Consider the following 21805-nt stretch of genomic DNA (forward strand, 5'->3'; position numbering starts at 1 on the left):
TGACAGATGGGGATTGCGAGCGGATGGTTCGCGTCGTCGCGAGAGGCTTTCGCGGCTGCCGAAGGAGGAGGCTTCTGCCCATGACCACCAAGCTTTTGGACAATCGCTGGGACGACGCCAAGGCGGCGGGCATGAGCGAGTCGGAGCGGCTGCTCTATCGCTCGAACCTTCTCGGCTCGGACAAGCGCATCACCAATTACGGCGGTGGCAACACCTCGGCCAAGGTCGAAGAACGCGATCCGCTCACCGGTGAGACCGTCACCGTCCTCTGGGTCAAGGGTTCGGGCGGCGATGTCGGCACGATGAAGCTGGACGGCTTCGCGACGCTCTACCAGTCCAAGCTCGAGCAGCTGCGCGGCATCTATCGCGGGCCGGAGCATGAGGACGAGATGGTGGGCCTGCTCAGTCACTGCACCTTCAATCTCAACCCGCGCGCATCCTCCATCGACACGCCGCTGCACGCCTATCTCCCGTACACCCATGTCGATCACATGCATCCCGATGCGGTGATCGCCATCGCGGCGACCGGGCGCTCGCGCGAGCTGACGCGCGACATCTATGGCGAGGAGCTCGGTTGGCTGCCCTGGCGTCGTCCGGGCTTCCAGCTCGGGCTCGACCTCTCGCGCTTTGCGGCCGAAAACCCACAGGCCAGGGGCGTCGTCCTGGAAAGCCATGGGCTGTTCACCTGGGGCGAGACCGCGAAGGATTGCTACGAGACGACGCTTCGCATCATCAATCGCGCCATCGAGTGGTTCGATGGACAGCTGGCCGGCAAGCCGGCCTTTGGTGGTGAGAAATCGCCGGCGCGTGATGTGGCCGAGCGCAGGCGGGTCGCGGCGCGGCTCATGCCGGAAATCCGCGCGCGGATCGGCGTCGAAGAGCGCAAGATCGGCCATTTCGACGATTCGCCGGCCGTTCTCGAATTCGTCGGCTCGAACCGGCTGGACGAGCTGGCCGCGCTCGGCACATCCTGCCCCGACCATTTCCTGCGCACCAAGATCCGCCCGCTCGTCCTGCCGTACAACGGCGATCTGGATGTTCTGGTCGGCGGTCTGGATGCGGCCGTAGAAGCCTATCGCGAGGGCTATCGCGCCTATTACGAGCGCTGCCGCCACGACAACAGCCCGGCGATCCGCGACCCGAACGCGGTGATCTATCTCGTTCCGGGCGTCGGCATGTTGTCGTTCGCCAAGGACAAGGCGACGGCGCGCATCGCCTCGGAGTTCTACGTCAATGCCATCAACGTCATGCGCGGGGCATCCGGCGTCGACACCTATCAGGGCCTGCCCGAGCAGGAAGCCTTCGACATCGAGTATTGGCTTCTGGAAGAGGCCAAGCTGCAGCGTATGCCCAAGCCCAAATCGCTGGCCGGGCGCATCGCCTTCGTGACGGGTGGGGCCGGCGGCATCGGCCGTGCGACGGCCGAGCGGCTGATGAGCGAGGGCGCCTGCGTGGTGCTGGCCGATATCGATGCCGGCGCGCTGGACGCGGCAAGGGCCGACTTCGCCAAGCGCTTCGGTGCCGATCAGGTGCGCGGCGTCATCGCCAATGTCACCGACGAGGCGGCGGTCGCACAGGCTTTCGAGGATGCCGTGACGGAATTTGGTGGCCTCGACATTCTCGTGTCCAACGCCGGTATCGCCTCGGCCTCGCCGATCGAGGAGACGACGCTGGAGGTCTGGAACCGCAATATCGACATTCTCGCGACCGGCTATTTCCTCGTCTCGCGCGAGGCCTTCCGACTGTTCCGCCGGCAGAAGCTTGGCGGCTCCATCGTCTTCATCGCCTCGAAGAACGGTCTGGCGGCGTCCGCCGGCGCGTCCGCCTATTGCACGGCTAAAGCTGCGGAAATCCATTTGGCGCGCTGTCTCGCGTTGGAGGGCGCGGAGGCCGGCATCCGCGTGAACACCGTGAACCCCGACGCCGTGCTGCGCGGCTCCAAGATCTGGAGCGGCGAGTGGCGCGAGCAGCGCGCGGCGTCTTCCAAGATCGGCGAGGAACAGCTGGAGGAGCACTATCGTCAGCGCTCGCTCCTGAAGCGTTCGGTCTTCCCGGAGGACATCGCGGAAGCGGTCTATTTCCTCGCGAGCGACCTGTCGGCCAAGTCCACCGGCAATATCATGAATGTGGACGCGGGCAACCAGATCTCGTTCACGCGCTGATCGGCACCGAAACCAGAGACCACGCCCGGCCGGGAGACGAGGCCGGGCAGTTTCACCAAGGCAGGGGAGGACGGCGCATGGCCGCACGGATCGATCGAGACGTTATCGACAAGAGCAACGAGCAGTTCCAAGAGGCACTGGAGGCCGACTACGCCGCGCTCGGTGCGCGACTGGACCGACGCGGCATTGCGATCGACGACATCAAGCGGAAGGTCGCGGGCTTCACGGTCGCCGTTCCCTCCTGGGGCGTCGGGACCGGCGGCACGCGCTTTGCTCGTTTTCCGGGCGGCGGCGAGCCGCGCGGCATCTTCGAGAAGCTGAACGACTGTGCCGTGATCAACGACCTCGGCCGCGCCACCCCCGCCGTCTCGCTGCATATCCCCTGGGACAAGGCCGACCCCGCCGACCTGCGCGCCAAGGCCGAGGAACTGGGGCTCGGCTTCGATGCGATGAACTCCAATACGTTTCAGGATCACCCGGACGATCCCAGCCAGCCACTGTCCTATAAGTATGGCTCACTATCGCATACGGACGCAGCGGTACGGCAGCAAGCCGTGGAGCACAATCTCGAAACCGTATCGATCGGCGAAGCGATCGGCTCCAAGGCGCTGACCGTCTGGATTGGTGACGGGTCGAACTTCCCCGGGCAGAGCGATCTCGGCCGCGCCTTCGAGCGTTATCTGGGTGCGATGAAGGAGATCACGAAGGGTCTGCCCGCCGACTGGCGCATCTTCTCAGAGCATAAGATGTACGAGCCGGCGTTCTATTCGACGGTGGTGCAAGACTGGGGCACGAGCTACCTGACGGCGGTGGAACTGGGCGAGAAAGCCTTCTGCCTCGTGGATCTCGGACACCACGCACCGAATGTGAATATGGAGCAGATCGTTTCTCGGCTCATTCACTCGCGCAAGCTCGGCGGCTTCCACTTCAACGATTCCAAATATGGCGACGACGATCTCGACGCCGGCTCGATCGATCCGTTCCGTCTCTTCCTCGTCTTCAATGAGTTGGTGGAAGCCGGCGCACGGTTGGACGCGCTGGGGCCGTCCTACATGATCGACCAGTCGCACAACGTCACCGACCCGATCGAAAGCCTGATCCGCACGGCCGGCGAAATCCGCCGCGCCTATGCGCAGGCGCTGCTGGTGGATCGCGCGGCCCTGCGCGGCTTTCAGGACGAGAACGACGCGCTCATGGCCTCCGAAACGCTGAAAGCCGGCTTCCGCTTCGATGTGGAGCCGATCCTCGCCAAGGCGCGGCTGGAGGCAGGCGGCGCCATCGATCCGATCGCCGCGTACCGCACGAGCGGCTATCGGCAGCGTGTGTCGCAGGAACGCCCGGCTTCGCGCGGCTCTGGCGGCGGCATCGTCTGAGGGGATAGACATGAGCGATTTGTATCGGTCTGCGATCGATGAGCTTGCCGGCGCCGTGTCCGGCATCGATGACGCGCAAGTGGACGAAGCCTGCCGGCTCGTCGCGAATGCGCGTCATATCTGCACCTATGCGGGCGGGCGCGAAGGGCTTCAGCTCAAGGGCTTCGCCATGCGCCTGTTCCACCTCGGCCGGTCGGTCTCGGTCGTGGGCGACATGACGGTACCGGCTCTGGGCGAGGGGGATGTATTCCTCGTTGTGTGTGGGCCCGGCGAAATCTCGACGTCTCTGGCGCTGATCGGCGTCGCGAAGGCGGCCGGCGCGAAGGTCGTGGTCGTCACCGCGCAGCCCTCCGGCCGCGTGCCCGCTTTGGCCGATCATGTGTTAACCATACCGGCCCAAACCATGGCGGACGATCAGGGCGCCAATGCTTCCTCGGTTCTGCCCATGGGCTCGCTTTTCGAGGGCGCGCTCTTCGTTCTGTTCGAAGTGATGGTGCTGAAGCTGAAGACCTTGCTGGGGGAGTCCAGCGAGACGATGCGCGCCCGGCACACAAATATGGAGTAGCTCCGCCAAGACCCGATGGGGAACCGGCCCAAAGCCTTCCAGTTGTCGCCTTTAGGTTCAAGCGAGCTGGGAGGTCATCATGCCCCAAGGCGACAAGTCGAAATACACAGACAAGCAGAAGCGAAAGGCCGAGCATATCGCGGATGGCTATGAAGAGCGCGGCGTACCCGAGGCGGAAGCGGAGCGCCGGGCTTGGGCCACCGTGAACAAAGACAGCGGCGGAGGCAACAAGAGCGGATCGGGGCGCGGCCATCCCGATACGCACGCGTCGTCGCACAAGGGTGGCGAGAAGGGCGGTAAAGCGAGCGCATCACGGAGCGCCGCCGAGCGTTCGGCCTCAGCCAAGAAGGCGGCGGAAACGCGCAAACGGAATGCAGAGAAGACCGCTCACGCTCATCACTGATGCGGTGCGGCCGGCAAAAAAAAGGGCGGCTGTGAGGCCGCCCTTCTCGTTTGGTGACTATCCGAACTTACTTCGCGGGAACCGTAGAGTTCTCACCCGCGCTCGTGCCTGGGACGGGGTTGTTGGTCTCGGTCGGAACCGAAGTTGCGTCGCCAGACGTCATGGGCTTACGCACGGGCTGCGTGCTGTCGATGCCGCTCGTATTGCCGGGAACAGGAACAGAGGTCGCGGCCGCGGATGTGTCGGCCTTGGGAGCGTCCTGATTGGTGGTAACGGTGCTGGCAGCGCCAGCCGGGACCGCCGAATTCTCGCCCGCGCTGGTGCCGGGAACTGGATTGGTCGTTTCCGAAGACTGCGCGAAGGCCGCGCCACTCAGGAGCATCGTCGCAGAAACGGCAACCAAAAGTGTCTTCTTCATGCCGATCGACTCCATGTGATCTTGCTGATCCGAGCGTTTTGCTCTCGATCCATCAACGGATACTGAAGTGAAAGGTTCCCGATGGACAGGAGATTTGCGTGGGCTGAAGCAAGGCGCTCGCTCCCGAAATCACCCGTGAAGCTCTGCGTTCACGCGTTGTTGGCGGCTGATGGCGATCGATCCGACATCGCGCATTCCAGCGTTTTAAGGAGGATGCGCCCGTCGCACGGCTTGTTGCAAACCGCGACCCCTGGATAGCGCTTGGCGAGAACACTCTGCTCCCCCTGGCCCGTATGGAACACGAAGGGAACATCGTTGGCGGCCAGATAATCGGCAAGCGGATAGGAGGTTTCGCCGTGAAGATTGAGATCGAGCACCACGGCATCGAAACGGCCGGACTGCGCCACACCCGTCGCTTGGCCCAGCGTGCTGGCGCAGGTGACCTCCGCCCCGGAGTCGGCGAGTTCACATTCCAGATCTAGCGCGACCAGGAACTCGTCCTCAACGACGAGAACACGCTTTCCGCGCAGACCATCTGCTTGCCGCATCTTGCTCAAGTCCCTGTTGAAGTCCGCCCGTGCCACGAGGGCAGTTTCCGAACGCGCGATGGTCAAACCGGCTCAATGCACCCTGTCATGCCTTTGTCGTCAGGGCCTCGGGTCATTCTCACCTTCCACCGCGCGGCGCTGTAACCCGCCATTGATGTAAATGTAGAAGGATTCCCGACAAGGAAAGTTGTGAAATTGTCACGCTGCGACGTCGGAGCAGTCTCGCGACAGTTTAGCCGGTAGCGCCCTGCCGCCATTTCCGCTCCAGGCCAACGAAGCGGGCGCTCATCAGAATGGCAGCGACGAGGAGCCCTCCTGCCAGTCCCCACCAGACGCCAACCCCTTTCCAGCCGGCGACGAAGGCCAGTCCGTAGGCGACCGGCATCCCCACCAGCCAATAGCTGGCGACGGCGATGAACATGGGAATGCGCGTGTCCTTCATGCCGCGCAGAATGCCGCTTGCCGTCACCTGAAGAGAGTCCACGATCTGGAACGCGGCGGCCACGGCCAGAAGCGGGATGGCGGCTTGAAGCACCGCCTGCGCGTTGGGCTGGCGCATTTCGAGATAAAGCCCGATCAGGAGTCCCGGCGCGACCCAGAACAGCATGGCGGCGGTGCAGGAGATCACGCCGGCCACGATCAGCGATATGCGTGCCGCGCGCTCCAGATTGGCCGCGTCATGCCGACCGAAAGCCGTTCCGACCCGCACGGTGGCCGCGCTCGCAAGACCCAGCGGGATCATGAAGGAAATCGAGGCCAGCTGAAGCGCGATCCCGTGAGCCGCGAGTTCCAGCGTGCCGATCCAGCCCATCATCACGGACGCCGCTGTGAAGAGGCCGACTTCGGCGAGGATCGTCGCGCCGATCGGCCATCCCAGCCGCAGCACCTCCTGGAAGGCGGGCCAGTCCGGCGCGTAGAAGCGCCGCCAGATATCGAAGACCTCAAGCCCTCGCGCTCGGCTCGTATAGGCGAGGAGCAGCAGAAAGGTCGCGATCGATGTTCCAACGGAAGCGATCCCCGAGCCCGTGAGGCCGAGCGCCGGTGCGCCGAAATGGCCGAACACGAGGATATAGTTGAACAGCGCGTTGAGACCTGCACCCAGCAGCGTGATCCCGAGCACGACATTCGGGCGCTCCAGCGCGCTGAGATAGGAGCGCAGCACGAAGGTCGCGAGATAGGGCGCCATGGACCATTGCAGGACGCGGACATAGTCCCCAGCCTCGGCCGCAATCGCCGGTTCCTGACCGAGATGCACCAGAATGGTTTCGGTGAACCAAAGCGGAACCATCACCAGAAGGCTGTAGAGGATGACGACCCAAAGCCCCATCCGCACCGAACGGCGCACGCCGCGCACGTCGCCATTGCCATGCGCGGCCGCCGCCACGGGCATGACCGCATAGGCGAAGCCCGAGCCGAACATCCAGAACACGTAGAAGGTCTGTGTGGCGAGAACCGCCGCCGCGAGCTGGGCCGCGCCGAGTTGACCTATCATCACCGTGTTGGTGACGTTGATCGAAATCTGCGCGAGCTGCGCGCCCACGAGCGGCAGGCCGAGCGCAAACGTCGCCTTCAGATGCCCCCGCCACGGCAGGAGCTCCGGCTGGGGGGAAGAAGCTGTCGGCATGGTCATGTCGGCCCGTCGGCATCGCAGAGGAAGGCCATTCGGGGTAGAACGCGGTCAAGGGCATGTCCAGTCGCATCGAGAGAACGCACGGTTCTTTCGCGGCGCAGCATCGAATTATCGGTGTGTCCCGGAGCGGGCGCCTGCCTGCCGATTGACAAGACTGGAGCCCTTCGAAATAACGCAGACAATTGAGCCTTCTTGCGCGGGCGCGAGGATGGCTTGGAGACGGGCTCCCGACCGATCGGATCGTATTGCGATGGCACTTCGACTTCTTCAGGTAAAATTCGGTGGCCATCTGGCCGTGGTCGCCAGTGACGATGCGGGCGCGGCGCATGTCGTTCCTGGTTATGCCTCCGTCTACGAACTGGCCGGCGCGGCGATCCGTGAGGGCAAGAGCTTGTCCGATCTGGTCGCGCAGGCCGGGCAGGGCGAGAGTGTCGATCTCGACGCGGCGCTGGCCGAAGGGCGGATCGGTCTCCCCATCCATCATCCCGACCCCGCGCATTTCATCGTGGCCGGTACGGGCCTCACCCATCTCGGCTCGGCTGACGGCCGCGACAAGATGCACAAGTCCGCCGCGGGCGAGCATGTCACCGACTCCATGAAGATGTTCCGCATGGGTCTGGAAGGCGGCAAGCCGGCCGAGGGCGATGTCGGCGTACAGCCCGAATGGTTCTACAAGGGCGACGGCTCCTGCTTGGTCGGCCCCGGCGACCCGCTGACCTCGCCCTCCTTTGCACTGGATGGCGGCGAGGAGCCGGAACTGGCGGGCATCTATTTGATCGGCCCGGACGGAACGCCGTTCCGCCTCGGCTTCTGCCTTGCCAACGAGTTTTCGGACCATGTGACCGAGCGCGGCAACTATCTCTGGCTCGCCCATTCCAAGCTGCGCGAAGCCTCGCTCGGCCCGGAGCTTCTGGTCGGCGAATTGCCGGAGAGCGTCGAGGGCACCTCGCGTATCCTACGCGGCGACGAGGTCATCTTCGACAAGCCCTTCCTGTCGGGCGAGGCGAACATGTCGCATTCGATCCGCAATCTGGAACATCACCATTTCAAGTATGATCTGTTCCGCCGCCCCGGCGACTTGCATGTCCATTTCTTCGGAACGGCCACGCTGTCGGTGACGCATGGCGTCAAGACCGAGAATGGAGACCGCTTCGAGATCGACGCGCGCCCGTTCCGCCTGCCGCTGGTCAATACGCTGGCGAGCGCCAGCGAGACGCCGGTTTCGGTCAAGGCGCTTTGAGGGTCGCAGGATGACGCTTCGTACCGCCATTGTCGGCCTCGGCAAGATCGCACGGGATCAGCATGTTCCCTCCATCGCCAAGGTGGAGGGCGTCGATCTCGTCGCCATCGCCAGCCGCAACGCCTCCCTGGACGGACTGCCGTCGTTTTCGGACGTGAATGAACTTCTGGCGGCGGTCGGCGACGATGTGGACGCCGTGTCCCTTTGCACACCGCCGCAGGGACGCCATGCGCAGGCCGAGGCCGCCTTGCGCGCCGGCAAGCATGTGATGCTCGAGAAGCCGCCGGGTGCGACGGTGAGCGAGATCGCGCCGCTCGTGTCTCTGGCCAAGGAAAAGGGCGTCACGCTTTTTGCCACATGGCATTCGCGCTACGCTTCGGCCGTGGAGCCCGCGCGTGCTTTCCTCGCGGACGCCGGCATTCGCTCGGTTCATGTCGAGTGGAAGGAAGATGTCCGCAAGTGGCACCCGAACCAGGATTGGATCTGGCAGCCGGGCGGCCTCGGCGTATTCGACCCCGGCATCAATGCGCTGTCGATCGTCACGGCCATTCTGCCGCGCCCGATCTTCCTTCTGCGCTCGGACCTGTTCTTCCCGGAAAACCGCGCCGCGCCGATCGCGGCCGATCTGGAATTCACCGACGCGCTGGGGACGCCGGTTCGCGCGGAGTTCGACTGGCGCGAGACGGGCGGCGAGACCTGGAGCATCCATGTCGAGACCGACATGGGCAAGCTCAGCCTGCGCGAGGGCGGCAAGAAGCTCTTCATCGATGATGTCCTGAACGTGGACGAGCCCGATCAGGAATATGTCGGCCTGTATCGCCGCTTTGTCGAACTGACGAAGACGGGCGCGCTGGATGTCGATTTATCGCCGCTGCAGCACGTCGCCGACGCCTTCCTTCTCGGCCGCCGCCGCGCGGTCGAAGCCTTCATCGAGGAATAGGGCGATGGCGGTCGGCATTTCACGGAATTCGTTCGGGAAGCTCGCCTCGGGCGAAGAGGTCGAGATCGTCACGCTGCGTGCGGGTGACGGGCTCGAGGCCTCGGTCCTCACTTATGGCGCGACGCTTCAGGCGCTCAAGGTGCCGGACCGGAACGGGCATGTCGCGGACATCCTTCTCGGTCATGACGATCTGGCCGGCTATGTCGATCATCGCAGCTTCTTCGGTGCCACGATCGGTCGTTATGCCAATCGTATCGCGGGCGGGCGCTTCGAGTTGGACGGTGAGGCTTTCGAGGTCGCGCCCAATGACGGTGCCAATGCGCTCCATGGCGGCGAGCATGGTTTCGATCGCCATCTTTGGACGATCGACGCGATCGGCGATGGCGAGGTGCCCTTCGTCATTCTTAGTCGGCATAGCGCGGACGGCGAAGGCGGCTTTCCCGGCGCTCTCGACGTTCATGTGACCTACCGGCTCCGCGCCAACGCGCTGGAGATTGACCTGCGCGCCGTGAATGGCGATAGGCCGACGGTCGTGAACCTCACCAACCACGCCTATTTCAATCTCGGCGGCGCGTTGGAGCCGGTAGACATCCTGTCGCATGACCTGCGCATTGCGGCGGAACGTTACCTGCCGATCGATAGTGGATCGATCCCGGAGGGCGGCCCACTGCCGGTGGCTGGAACGCCCTTCGACTTCCGCGAGATGCGAGCGATCGGCGCGCGCATTCGCGAGGCGCATCCGCAGATCCTGACGGGGCGTGGCTACGACCACAATTACTGCCTGGATGGCCGCGAAAGCGCCGAGGGTCGCCATCTGGCGGCCCGTGTCGAGGACAAGGCGTCGGGCCGCGCCATGGAACTGTGGACCGACCAGCCGGGCGTGCAGTTCTATTCCGGCAACTTCCTGAACGGGACGATATCGGGCAAGAACGGCCGGTCCTACCGCATGGGCGATGCCTTCTGCCTGGAGCCGCAACTCTATCCCGACACGCCGAACCGGCCCGATTTTCCGTCGGCGCGTCTCGATGCGGGGGCGACCTATCGCCACCGCTCCGCTTTTCAGTTTTCGACGATTTGACCGCAGCGCTCGTCCATGCCCAAAGCATACGAGCGTCGGCCTGACACAGACCAGGGGAAAGACCCAATGAGCAGCGAACTCACCAGCCCCAACGGCGGCGCCGCACACGGGCGCGCCCACACCAAGCTCCGCTCGCGCGCCTGGTTCGACAATCCCGAAAACGCCGACATGACGGCGCTCTATCTCGAGCGCTACATGAATTTCGGCCTGAGCCAGGAAGAGCTTCAGTCCGGCCGCCCGATCATCGGCATCGCGCAGACGGGCTCGGATCTGAGCCCCTGCAATCGCCACCATCTGGAACTCGCCAACCGCCTGCGCGAGGGTATTCGAGAGGCCGGCGGCATCGCGATTGAATTCCCGGTTCATCCGATTCAGGAAACCGGCAAGCGCCCGACGGCGGGTCTCGACCGCAACCTCGCCTATCTCGGCCTGGTCGAGGTGCTTTACGGCTATCCGCTCGACGGCGTCGTGCTCACCATCGGCTGCGACAAGACCACGCCTGCTTGCCTCATGGCGGCGGCGACCGTCAATATTCCGGCGATCGCGCTTTCGGTCGGCCCCATGCTGAACGGCTGGTTCCGCGGCCAGCGCACGGGCTCGGGCACGATCGTCTGGAAGGCCCGCGAACTGATGGCCAAGGGCGAGATCGACTATGCGGGCTTCGTGAAGCTCGTCGCCTCGTCCGCGCCGTCCACCGGCTATTGCAACACGATGGGCACGGCCACCACGATGAACTCGCTTGCCGAGGCGCTGGGAATGCAGCTGCCCGGCTCGGCGGCGATCCCCGCACCCTATCGCGACCGCCAGGAAGTGTCCTACCGCACGGGCCTTCGCATCGTGGACATGGTGCGCGAGGATCTGAAGCCGTCCGACATCCTGACCAAGGACGCCTTTATCAACGCCATCCGCGTCAACTCGGCCATCGGCGGCTCGACCAACGCGCCGATCCATCTCAACGCCTTGGCCCGCCATATCGGCGTCGAGCTGACGGTGGACGACTGGCAGGAGTTCGGCCAGGACATCCCGCTGCTGGTCAATCTCCAGCCGGCCGGTGAATATCTGGGCGAGGACTACTACCATGCCGGCGGCGTGCCGGCGGTGGTCAATCAGCTCATGACCCAAGGGCTGATCAAGGAAGACGCACTGACCGTCAACGGCCGCACCATTGGCGAAAATTGCCGTGGCGCGATCATCGAAGACGAGAACGTCATCAAGACCTATGACAAGCCGCTGAAGGAAAAGGCCGGCTTCCTGGTTCTGAAGGGCAATCTCTTCTCCTCGGCGATCATGAAGACCTCGGTCATCAGCCCCGAGTTCCGCGATCGCTACCTGAACAATCCGAACGACCCCAACGCCTTCGAAGGCAAGGCCGTCGTGTTCGATGGTCCGGAGGACTATCACCACCGGATCGACGATCCCGCGCTCGGCATCGACGAGAACACGGTTCTCTTCATGCGCGGCGCCGGCCCGATCGGCTATCCCGGCGCGGCCGAGGTCGTGAACATGCGCGCGCCCGACTACCTCATCAAGAAGGGCGTCACCTCGCTTGCCTGCATCGGCGACGGCCGTCAGTCCGGCACGTCGGGCTCGCCCTCGATCCTCAACGCTTCGCCCGAAGCGGCGGCGGGTGGCAATCTCGCGGTGCTCAAGACCGGGGACCGGGTGCGCATCGATCTGGGACGCGGCACGGCCAATATCCTCATCTCCGACGACGAGCTGGCCGAGCGCCGCGCGGCGTTGAAGGCCGAGGGCGGCTACAAGTACCCGGACCACCAGACCCCCTGGCAGGAGATTCAGCGCACGCTGGTCGGTCAGATGGAGACTGGCGCGGTGCTCGAAAACGCGGTGCAATACCAGCGACTCGCGCAGACGCGCGGCGTGCCCCGCGATAACCACTAAGCGGCGCACGGAATATGAGAGGGCTTGCGGCTTGAGCGATATCGCCATCGAGATCCTGTCGGATCAATCCTGCCATCTGGGCGAGGGGCCGTGCTACGACGGCCGCACCAACACCGCCTGGTGGTTCGACATTCTCGAAAGCAAACTGTTCGAGGCGCGGCTCTCCGCCGGTTCCGTGACCGTCCATGATCTGCCGTCGATGGGGAGCGTCATCGCACCCATCGACGCTCGGCGTCATCTGGTGGCGACCGCCGATGGGCTTTTCGTGCGCGATGCCGCAAGCGGGCGCATGGAACTGCATACGCCGCTGGAATCCGACAATCCGGCCACCCGCTCCAACGATGGCCGGGTGCATCCCGCCGGCGCGCTCTGGATCGGTACGATGGGGCGTCGCGCCGAAGAGGGCGCGGGCGCGATCTACTGGTTCCGGGATGGCGAGGTTCGCAAGCTCTATTCCGAGATCACCATTCCGAACGGCATCTGCTTCTCGCCGGACGGGCGCTTCGGCTATTTCACCGATACCCATGCCGGCATCTATCACCGCGTGCCGCTCGACCCGGACACCGGCCTACCGATCGGCCAACCATCGATTCTTTACGATCATCGCGGCGGCGAAGGCGGCCTCGATGGCGCGGTCGTGGATGCCGAAGGTCTGATCTGGAGCGCGCGCTGGGGTGCCTCCTGCATCGACGTCTATACGCCGGAAGGCGACCGGGTGCGCACGATCCGCGTGCCGGCGACGCGCCCGAGCTGCCCGGCATTCATCGGTCCCGATCTCGATCGCCTCCTGGTGACGACGGCCCGAGAGGGCATGAGCGAAGCCGATCTTCAGGCCGATCCCAAGGCCGGCATGACGCTCGTCCTCGATGTCAACGCACGCGGAATTCCTGATCCGCTGGTTCGGATTTGATCATGCTGCCGACTTATGCCGCCGTCGATTGGGGCACCACGTCGTTTCGCGCGTGGGCCATCGATGGCAACGGGAATGTTCTCAACGAGACGCGCGCGCGAGACGGGTTGACGACAGCCGCCGAGCGGGGCTTCGAAACGGTGCTCGAGCAGCATCTGTCCGAGCTCGGTCTCGGCCCCGATGCGCCCGCCGTTTTGTGTGGAATGGTGGGCTCGCGCGCCGGCTGGGTGGAAGCCGCCTATCTCGAAACGCCGCTGGAACTCGGCGACCTCGGCGCGCGCGCGATCAAGGTTCCGGGGATCGCGCGTCCGGTCTTCATCCTGCCGGGGCTGGCGCAGCGCGCCGCCTGGGAGCCCGACGTCATGCGCGGCGAGGAAACCCAGCTTCTGGGCGTCGTCGCAGAAGGCTACCGCACCGGCCTCGTTTGTATGCCCGGCACCCATTCCAAATGGGTATCCTTGTCCGATGGGGTGATCGAAGCCTTTTCGACCTTCATGACAGGCGAATTGTTCCAGCTGCTGCGCTCGCAATCCATTCTCAAGCAGGCGGTGGACGGCGAGGGGGCGGTTGCCGCGACCCCGGCCTTTCTGGATGGTGTGCGCCGCGCTTTCGAAGCGCCGGCCTTGGCCACCAACTTCCTGTTTTCGATCCGGGCCGGCTGGCTCCTGCATGGGGCGGCGCCGACCGATCAGGCCGCGCGCCTCTCGGGCCTGTTGCTCGGTCTTGAACTCGCGGGCGCGGCAGAGCGCCATGGCGACCTGCACGGGGCGGCCCTTCTCGCGTCCGGCCCGATCGCCGATCTTTATGTCGCCGCGTTCGAGGCCATCGGCATGGGCGCGTTCCGCCGACTGGATGCCGACTCCTGCGTGCGGCACGGGCTGGCCCAGGCCGCCATATCCCTTTTCAGCAAAGAAAGCTGATCGTCCATGACCGCTACCCGCATTCCCTGGCCGCAGCTTCGCCGTTCGCTCGTCGCCATTCTGCGGGGGATTCGCCCCGAAGAGACCGAAGCCATCGTCACCACGCTGATGGAGGCCGGTTTCGAGGCGATCGAGATTCCGCTGAACTCGCCGGACGCGTTCAATTCCATCGGCAAGGCCGTGCGCCTGGGGACGGACGCGCATTACATCGGCGCCGGTACCGTTCTCTCCGTCGAGAATGTCGATCGGCTGGCCGATGTCGGCGGTCGTCTTCTGGTTTCGCCCAATGTCGATGCCGCCGTTCTCCGGCGCGCGGGCGAGCATGGCATGGTGACGATGCCGGGTGTCTTCACGCCGACCGAAGCCTTTCAGGCGCTCGCGGCCGGCGCTTCGGCGCTCAAGTTCTTCCCGGCCAATGTCCTGGGCCCGGCTGGCGTTTCGGCCGTGCGCGCCGTTCTGCCGAAGGATTGCGAAGTCGGCGTCGTCGGTGGCGTTTCCGAGAATGATTTCGAGGGTTTCGCCAAGGTCGGTGTCCGCGCCTTCGGGCTGGGCTCCTCGCTCTACAAACCTGGGATGGATATACAAGAAATACGTGCACGAGCCGATCGCACCATCTTGCTCTACGACCGCATATTCGGTTTAGGATAAATCAGGCGGCTGGAAGAATTCCGTTGTCGCTGTGGTGACGATCGGATAATCGTCAGACAAATTCGAATTCGGCGAGGAGAGGCCGGCTTCGAATCGGCGGCGCGGGTCAGGGCCGTGATGTCTGTGAGGGAACCGTTGCGACGGTTTCATTCGGGAGGGACAGAATGAAGACGATGAAAACGCTGCTGGCTGCGGTGGCATTGGGCGCGATGGCGTTTGCGGGTGCAGCATCCGCACAGGACAAGGCCGTCGTCGGCGTGTCCATGCCGGACAAGTCTGTCGCGCGATGGATCGCCGACGGCGCCAACATGGTGAAGACGCTGAAGGACAAGGGCTACGACGCCGATCTTCAGTATGCGGAAGACGACGTCTCGACCCAGCTCTCGCAGATCGAGAACATGGTGACCAAGGGCGCGCAGGTTCTGGTGATCGCGCCGGTCGATGGCACGACCATGACCGACATTCTTCAGAAGGCCGCCGACAGCGGCATCAAGGTCATCGCCTATGATCGCCTGATCCGCAATTCGCCGAATGTCAGCTATTATGCGACCTTCGACAATTATCAGGTCGGTGTGCTTCAGGCGACCTCGATCGTCGACGCGCTCGGGCTGAAGGACGGCAAGGGCCCCTTCAACATCGAGCTTTTCGGCGGCTCGCCGGACGATAACAACGCCTTCTTCTTCTACAATGGCGCGATGAGCGTGCTGCAGCCCTATATCGATCAGGGCAAGCTCGTGATTCCGTCGGGCCAGACCGGCATGAACGTCGTCGGCACGCTGCGCTGGGATGCGGCGACCGCACAGGCCCGTATGGACAATCTCCTGTCGGCTCACTACACCGACAAGAACGTCGATGCGGTTCTGGCTCCCAATGACGTGCTCGCCATCGGCATCATTTCGTCGCTCAAAGGCGTCGGCTATGGCTCGGGCGACAAGAAGATGCCGGTTATCACCGGTCAGGACGCCGAACTGCCGTCGGTGAAGGCCATTCTCGCCGGCAACCAGACCTCGACCATCTTCAAGGACACACGCGATCTCGCCAAGGCTGCCGTGGGCATGGTCGAAGCGACGCTCGGCGGGAAACAGGTCGAGGTCAACGACACCAAGACCTACGACAATGGCGTCAAGATCGTCCCGGCCGAGTTGCTGAAGCCAATCCTCATCACCAAGGACAATGCGGTCAAGGTGCTGGTGGATAGCGGCTACTACACGGCTGATCAGCTGAAGTAAGCTGTCTGATCGGCGCCGGCTTCCCGTCTGCGCCGATCATGCCTTCGCCGCCTGATCGGCATGGCTCTTCGCGGGACCACGCGAATGTCCGGCGCGCAGCTGCCGCGCCGAGATCAATACGAATGTCTCCACCGAGCCCCTCAGGGATGCTGCGGCCATCGAGCGTCGCAAGCCGAAGGGCCGGGATGAGGCAGTCGCGAACTCGCACGACGGTCGAACCGGCGTGTGTTCATCAAAAGGGGAGAAGCATGAAGTCTCTGAAGATTCTGGCGGCGGGCGTCGCCCTCGGTCTTACGCTGATGTCGGGCGCCTTCGCGCAGGACAAGGGTGTCGTCGGTATCGCCATGCCGACCAAGTCGTCCACCCGCTGGATCGCAGACGGCGACAACATGGTGAAAGTGCTCCAGGAGCGCGGCTACAAGACCGATCTGCAGTACGCGGAAGACGACATCCCGACCCAGCTCTCGCAGATCGAGAACATGGTCACCAAGGGCGCGAAGGTGCTCGTGATCGCGTCCATCGACGGCACGACGCTGACGGACGTCCTTCAGCAGGCGGCCGACAGCGGCATCAAGGTCATCGCCTATGACCGCCTGATCCGCAATTCGGGCAATGTCGACTACTACGCGACCTTCGACAACTTCCAGGTCGGCGTGCTCCAGGCCAGCTCGATCGTCGACTCGCTCGGTCTGAAGGACGGCAAGGGCCCCTTCAACATCGAACTCTTCGGCGGCTCGCCGGACGACAACAACGCCTTCTTCTTCTATAACGGCGCGATGAGCGTGCTTCAGCCCTATCTGGACTCGGGCAAGCTCGTGATTCCGTCGGGCCAGAAGGGCATGGACACGGTCGGCACGCTGCGTTGGGACCCCTCGGTCGCTCAGGCTCGCATGGATAACCTCCTGTCCGCCTACTACACCGACAAGAATGTCGACGCGGTTCTCTCGCCCTATGACGGCCTGTCGATCGGCATCATCTCCTCGCTGCGCGGCGTCGGTTACGGCTCGGGCAACAAGAAGATGCCCGTCATCACCGGCCAGGACGCCGAGCTGCCTTCGGTGAAGGCGATCATCGCCGGCAACCAGACCTCGACCATCTTCAAGGACACGCGCGAGCTGGCCAAGGTCACGGTCGACATGGTGGACGCGATGGCCGCTGGTAAGGAAGTCCCGGTCAACGACACCAAAACTTATGAGAACGGCGTCAAGACCGTTCCGTCCTACCTCCTGAAGCCGGTCCTCGTCACCAAGGACAACGTGACTCAGGCTCTGATCGACACCGGCTACTACAAGGCCGACGAGATCAAGTAAGATCGCATGCGGGCGGGGCGGGTATCCTTCAAAGGATTCCGCCCCGCCGTCTCTCATCGGGGCCGCGCCTGAGACGCCGGTTCGGCCCGTTCAATTCGAGGTCGCCGATGGCTCCCATTCTAGAAATGCGCGGCATCACCAAGACGTTTCCGGGCGTGAAGGCCCTCGATAACGTCAATCTCTCGGTTCAGGCCGGCGAGATCCATGCCATCTGCGGCGAGAACGGCGCCGGCAAATCGACCCTGATGAAGGTTCTGTCGGGCGTCTATCCGCACGGCACCTATGAGGGCGATATCCACTTCGAGAACGAAGTGCGGTCCTTCAAGGACATCGCCGATTCCGAAAAGCTCGGCATCATCATCATTCACCAGGAGTTGGCGCTCGTTCCGCTTCTGTCGATTGCCGAGAACATGTTTCTCGGCAACGAGATGGCGAAATGGGGCGTGATCGACTGGGACGCAGCGCACGCGCGCACGCGCGAACTGCTGGCCCAGGTCGGTCTCAAAGAATCCCCCATGACCCTGATCAAGGATCTGGGCATCGGCAAACAGCAGTTGGTCGAGATCGCCAAGGCGCTCGCCAAGAAGGTGCGACTTCTCATTCTGGACGAGCCCACGGCGAGCTTGAACGAAAGCGACAGCCAGGCACTGCTCGATCTCCTTCTGGAGTTCAAGAAGCAGGGCATGTCCTCGATCATCATTTCGCACAAGCTGAACGAGATCGCGCGCGTCGCCGATTCCATCACCGTCATTCGCGACGGGACGACCGTTTCCACCATCGACTGCCGCGCCGAACCCATTTCGGAAGACCGCATCATCCGAGACATGGTCGGACGCTCGCTGGAGGATCGCTATCCCAAGCGCGTCCCCAAGATCGGCGAGATGCTGTTCGAGGTGAAGGACTGGAACGCCTATCACCATCTGAATTCCAGCCGGCAGGTTCTCAAGAACGTGTCGCTCAACGTGCGCCGGGGCGAGATCGTCGGGATCGCCGGCCTGATGGGCGCGGGCCGCACGGAACTCGCCATGAGCGTGTTCGGACGCTCATACGGACGCAACGTGTCGGGCGAAGTCCGCATGAGCGGCAAGCCTGTGGACGTGTCCACCATCAACCGGGCGATCGACGCGGGCATTGCCTATGTCACCGAGGATCGCAAGCATCTCGGCCTGATTCTCAGCGACGACATCAAGCAGAACATATCGCTCGCCAATCTTGAAGGCGTCAGCTCGGGCGGCATCATCGATCCGCACAAGGAGCAGGAGGTCGCGGAAGACTACCGCCGTCAGCTCAAGATCCGCTCCTCCGGCATCCTGCAGAAGACCCTCAACCTTTCGGGCGGCAACCAGCAGAAGGTTGTGCTGTCGAAATGGCTCTTCTCGAACCCCGATCTCCTGATCCTCGACGAGCCGACGCGCGGCATCGACGTCGGCGCCAAGTTCGAGATTTATTCGATCATCAACAAACTGGCCGATGAAGGGAAGGCCGTTCTCATGATCTCGTCGGAAATGCCCGAGCTGCTCGGCATGTGCGACCGGATCTACGTGATGAACGAAGGCCGGATCGTCGCGGAGATGACGGCGGCCGAAGCCTCCCAGGAAAACATCATGCGAGCCATCATTCGCTCCGGAGCACAGACCCATGAGCATTAAGACCGTCGATGAGACAGAACGGGGCGGGGGCAAGGGTGCCGCCTGGGGCGTGCTGAGCGGCCATATCCGCGAATACGGAATGCTGATGGCGCTGGTCGTCATCATGGCCTTCTTCCAGTTCATGACGGGCGGCGTTCTCATGCGCCCGCTGAACCTGACGAACCTGATCCTGCAGAACAGCTACATCGTCATCATGGCGATCGGTATGCTGCTGATCATCATCACCGGGCATATCGACTTGTCGGTCGGTTCGGTGGCGGGATTCATCGGCGGCCTCGGCGCCGTCTTGATGGTCAATCACGGCTTCAGCGGCCTGACGGCAGCGGGCATCGGTCTTCTTGCGGGCGCGCTGATCGGTGCCGCGCAGGGCTATCTCGTCGCCTATTTCAAGGTTCCGTCCTTTATCGTGACGCTGGCGGGCATGTTGGTGTTCCGCGGTTTGACGCTCAAAGTGCTCGGCTCCGCTTCGATCGGTCCCTTCCCGGAAGGGTTCCAGAAGCTCTCCAAGGGCTTCATCCCCGATTTTCTGGGCGGCACGGGTGGCCTCCACATGACGACGCTTCTGATCGGCGCGGTGGCGGCCGCGACGATCGTCATCCTGTCGATGCGCAAGCGCGCCAAGCAGGCGAAAGCCGGCCACGTGGACGAGCCGATGGGACTGTTCGCCGGCCGCAACATCTTCATCGCCGCCGCGATCATGCTCATCACCTATCTGATGGCATCCTATAACGGCTTTCCGAACGTTCTGATCGTCATGGCGCTGCTGATCGCGGTCTATGGCTTCATGACGACCCGCACGACCGCCGGCCGCCGCATCTATGCCGTTGGCGGCAACGAGAAGGCAGCCAAGCTCTCGGGCATTCGCACCGAGCGCCTGACCTTCTTCACCTTCGTCAACATGGGCGTTCTGGCGGCGCTGGCTGGTCTCATCTTTGCTGCACGCCTCAACTCCGCCACGCCGAAAGCCGGCGTCGGCTTCGAACTCGATGTCATCGCGGCCTGCTTCATCGGTGGTGCTTCTGCCTATGGCGGCGTCGGCAAGGTGATGGGTGCGGTGGTCGGCGCCTTCATCATGGGCGTCATGAACAACGGCATGTCGATCCTGGGCATCGGCATCGACGATCAGCAGGTCATCAAGGGCCTCGTCCTGCTCGCCGCCGTCTGCTTCGACGTCTACAACCGCAACAAGGCCTGATCGTCTCAACGAAGGCGTGGACATGCGAAAGGCGCCGGGAGCGATACCGGCGCCTTTTTCTTGTGCTTGCGAAATTAGCTCAGAAAGCGAGACAGCTATCAGACCCGGATGTATGAGGTGACTTTGAAGGTGAATTGATAGGTCATGATATGCCGGAGAGCCACGCCCTCGTAGCGACCGCTCATGCCAGCCGCTATCTCCAACAATTGTGCAAACACTGGGCGCACAAGTTCGCGGTTGAGTTCACGCCGTCTCACGGCGAGATTGCCCTTCCGTTGGGGGCGTTGGTGCTGGATGCGACGGACGAGGCCCTAGAAATCAGGATCCGCAGCCCGGAAGACACAGTGCTGGATCAACTGGAGGGCGTCGTCGCCGATCACATTCGTCGCTTTGCCTTTCGCGAGGAGCTGCGCTTCGACTGGCGGCGTGGCAGTCCGGCATAGGGGGCGGCCCGCGCGAGGCGGTGACGCCCGACCGCGAAGCCGTCAGGCGCGCGGTTCGGCTCGTTGAAGCAGGCCGCGATAGATTTCCTCGTTGTCGCAAAGCCCCGCCAAGCGGCCGAGGTCGTCCACCAAAAGGATAGGGTGGTTGGTCTGGCGCTTCAGGGCGATCGCGGCACGCAGCTTCAGATCGACCGGCGCGACGATGACGTCGCAGGCGTGAGGGACGCGCCCTTCTTCGCCATCGGCATGACCGAGCGTTCCGCCATGCCCTTCGATCCGAACACAGACAGGCCGGTCGGCGCTGTCCACTTCGAGTCTCACACCGCCGGCATCGTCCAGGAGCAGCATATCGCCCTCGCGTTTCAAGGAGTGAAGCGGGCGCATTACGGCGGAGCCGCGCAGCACGTTGAGCGGGTTCATATGGCGCACGAATTCCGCGACATAAGGCGTCGCGGGCCTCAACAGGATATCGTCCGGCCGGCCCCATTGAACGATATGGCCGTCCTGCATGATGGCGATGCGGTTGCCGAGTTTGAGCGCCTCGTCCAGATCATGGCTGACGAAGAGGATCGTCTTGCGGATGGATTTTTGCAGCTCCAGCAATTCGTCCTGAAGCTTGGTGCGAATGAGCGGATCGAGCGCCGAAAAGGGCTCGTCCATCAGGAGAATATCCGCATTCGTTGCGAAGGCTCGCGCCAGGCCGACGCGCTGCTGCATCCCGCCCGAAAGCTCGTGAGCGTATTTGTCGGCCCATTTCGTCAGGCCGACCATAGCGAGTTTCTCGTCCACGATCCGGTTGCGCTCGGCAACGGGCAGGCCCTGCAGCTCCAGACCGAGCCCCGCGTTCTGCCGGACGGTGCGCCAGGGCAGGAGGGCGAATTGCTGAAAGACCATCGACACGGTGTGCGTGCGGATATCGCGCAAGGTCGTCTCGTCGCAGGCGGCGACATCGATCGCGCGCTCGCGATGTCGTACCAGAACCTCGCCGCGCGCCACGTCGTTGAGCCGGTTGACCGCGCGCAGGATCGTGGATTTGCCCGAGCCGGACAGACCCATCAGGACGCAGATCTCGCCTCGATCGACAGTAAAGCTGACACCAGCCGCACCCAGGACGGCGTTCGTTGCCTGCAGGATTTCGTCTCGTGTCTTGCCTTGATCGACCAGACGGAGCGCTTCTGCGCGCCGCTCGCCGAAGACGATGTCGAGGTTACGGAATTCGATCGCGGGAAGGGTGGTCTCGGCCAT

Annotated in this window: 20 protein-coding genes; 16 read left to right on the forward strand and 4 right to left on the reverse strand. The window is 63.6% G+C overall.

Annotated features, from left to right (window positions below):
- Positions 1 to 80 precede the first annotated feature (80 nt).
- The 4 genes from NS365_RS11605 (at position 81) to NS365_RS11620 (ending at position 4503) form a co-directional block, all read left to right on the forward strand.
- Positions 81 to 2162 carry a bifunctional rhamnulose-1-phosphate aldolase/short-chain dehydrogenase gene (locus NS365_RS11605; protein ID WP_058600452.1) on the forward strand — a complete coding sequence of 694 codons (2082 nt, stop codon included), beginning with the start codon at positions 81 to 83 and terminating at the stop codon, positions 2160 to 2162.
- Between the two features lie 77 nt (positions 2163 to 2239).
- The gene (gene rhaI, locus NS365_RS11610) at positions 2240 to 3535 is read left to right on the forward strand and encodes an L-rhamnose catabolism isomerase (RefSeq protein WP_058600453.1); all 1296 of its coding nucleotides are present in this window, start codon (positions 2240 to 2242) and stop codon (positions 3533 to 3535) included.
- Positions 3536 to 3545: 10 nt separating this feature from the next.
- A complete protein-coding gene (locus NS365_RS11615) occupies positions 3546 to 4100 on the forward strand; it encodes an SIS domain-containing protein (protein WP_058600454.1) in 555 nt (184 codons plus the stop codon).
- 79 nt (positions 4101 to 4179) lie between these two features.
- Entirely contained in the window at positions 4180 to 4503 is a 324-nt protein-coding gene (locus NS365_RS11620) for a hypothetical protein (RefSeq protein ID WP_058600455.1), read from the forward strand.
- 67 nt (positions 4504 to 4570) lie between these two features.
- Here the strand turns inward: NS365_RS11620 and NS365_RS11625 are convergent, their stop codons facing one another.
- The 3 genes from NS365_RS11625 to NS365_RS11635 all read right to left on the reverse strand — a co-directional run bounded on the left by NS365_RS11625 (position 4571) and on the right by NS365_RS11635 (position 7093).
- A complete protein-coding gene (locus tag NS365_RS11625) occupies positions 4571 to 4921 on the reverse strand; it encodes a hypothetical protein (protein ID WP_153003738.1) in 351 nt (116 codons plus the stop codon).
- Between the two features lie 149 nt (positions 4922 to 5070).
- A complete protein-coding gene (locus tag NS365_RS11630) occupies positions 5071 to 5469 on the reverse strand; it encodes a response regulator (protein ID WP_082675370.1) in 399 nt (132 codons plus the stop codon).
- Positions 5470 to 5701: 232 nt separating this feature from the next.
- On the reverse strand, positions 5702 to 7093 hold the full coding sequence (locus NS365_RS11635; protein WP_058600540.1) for an MATE family efflux transporter: 1392 nt from the start codon (positions 7091 to 7093) through the stop codon (positions 5702 to 5704).
- 256 nt (positions 7094 to 7349) lie between these two features.
- On the opposite strand from NS365_RS11635, the gene araD1 reads away from it, so the two are divergent.
- The 12 genes from araD1 to NS365_RS11695 all read left to right on the forward strand — a co-directional run bounded on the left by araD1 (position 7350) and on the right by NS365_RS11695 (position 20560).
- On the forward strand, positions 7350 to 8339 hold the full coding sequence (araD1, locus tag NS365_RS11640) for an AraD1 family protein (protein WP_058600458.1): 990 nt from the start codon (positions 7350 to 7352) through the stop codon (positions 8337 to 8339).
- 10 nt (positions 8340 to 8349) lie between these two features.
- Positions 8350 to 9279 carry a Gfo/Idh/MocA family protein gene (locus NS365_RS11645; RefSeq protein WP_058600459.1) on the forward strand — a complete coding sequence of 310 codons (930 nt, stop codon included), beginning with the start codon at positions 8350 to 8352 and terminating at the stop codon, positions 9277 to 9279.
- Between the two features lie 4 nt (positions 9280 to 9283).
- Entirely contained in the window at positions 9284 to 10357 is a 1074-nt protein-coding gene (locus NS365_RS11650) for an aldose epimerase family protein (protein WP_058600460.1), read from the forward strand.
- A gap of 66 nt (positions 10358 to 10423) precedes the next feature.
- Positions 10424 to 12256, forward strand: a complete 1833-nt coding sequence (locus NS365_RS11655; protein WP_058600461.1) for an IlvD/Edd family dehydratase — start codon at positions 10424 to 10426, stop codon at positions 12254 to 12256.
- Between the two features lie 31 nt (positions 12257 to 12287).
- Complete coding sequence (locus NS365_RS11660) at positions 12288 to 13166, forward strand: SMP-30/gluconolactonase/LRE family protein (protein ID WP_058600462.1); 879 nt, start codon at positions 12288 to 12290, stop codon at positions 13164 to 13166.
- A 2-nt stretch (positions 13167 to 13168) separates the two neighbouring features.
- Positions 13169 to 14086, forward strand: a complete 918-nt coding sequence (locus tag NS365_RS11665) for a 2-dehydro-3-deoxygalactonokinase (RefSeq protein WP_058600463.1) — start codon at positions 13169 to 13171, stop codon at positions 14084 to 14086.
- A gap of 6 nt (positions 14087 to 14092) precedes the next feature.
- Positions 14093 to 14734, forward strand: coding sequence for a 2-dehydro-3-deoxy-6-phosphogalactonate aldolase (locus NS365_RS11670; RefSeq protein WP_058600464.1), 642 nt, complete (start codon positions 14093 to 14095; stop codon positions 14732 to 14734).
- Positions 14735 to 14898: 164 nt separating this feature from the next.
- Positions 14899 to 15963 carry a multiple monosaccharide ABC transporter substrate-binding protein gene (gene chvE, locus NS365_RS11675; protein WP_058600465.1) on the forward strand — a complete coding sequence of 355 codons (1065 nt, stop codon included), beginning with the start codon at positions 14899 to 14901 and terminating at the stop codon, positions 15961 to 15963.
- A 248-nt stretch (positions 15964 to 16211) separates the two neighbouring features.
- Positions 16212 to 17273 (forward strand): multiple monosaccharide ABC transporter substrate-binding protein, encoded by a 1062-nt coding sequence (gene chvE, locus NS365_RS11680; protein WP_058600466.1) that lies wholly within the window; start codon positions 16212 to 16214, stop codon positions 17271 to 17273.
- Between the two features lie 107 nt (positions 17274 to 17380).
- Complete coding sequence (gene mmsA, locus NS365_RS11685) at positions 17381 to 18922, forward strand: multiple monosaccharide ABC transporter ATP-binding protein (protein ID WP_058600467.1); 1542 nt, start codon at positions 17381 to 17383, stop codon at positions 18920 to 18922.
- Positions 18912 to 20117 (forward strand): multiple monosaccharide ABC transporter permease, encoded by a 1206-nt coding sequence (gene mmsB, locus NS365_RS11690; protein ID WP_058600468.1) that lies wholly within the window; start codon positions 18912 to 18914, stop codon positions 20115 to 20117. Before mmsA ends, mmsB begins: the two co-directional genes overlap by 11 nt.
- Positions 20118 to 20266: 149 nt before the next feature.
- Positions 20267 to 20560 carry a DUF2218 domain-containing protein gene (locus NS365_RS11695; protein WP_058600469.1) on the forward strand — a complete coding sequence of 98 codons (294 nt, stop codon included), beginning with the start codon at positions 20267 to 20269 and terminating at the stop codon, positions 20558 to 20560.
- Positions 20561 to 20602: 42 nt separating this feature from the next.
- Here the strand turns inward: NS365_RS11695 and choV are convergent, their stop codons facing one another.
- Entirely contained in the window at positions 20603 to 21805 is a 1203-nt protein-coding gene (gene choV / locus NS365_RS11700; protein ID WP_058600470.1) for a choline ABC transporter ATP-binding protein, read from the reverse strand.

The sequence above is a fragment of the Aureimonas ureilytica genome, assembly GCF_001475935.1.
Classification (GTDB): domain Bacteria; phylum Pseudomonadota; class Alphaproteobacteria; order Rhizobiales; family Rhizobiaceae; genus Aureimonas; species Aureimonas ureilytica_A.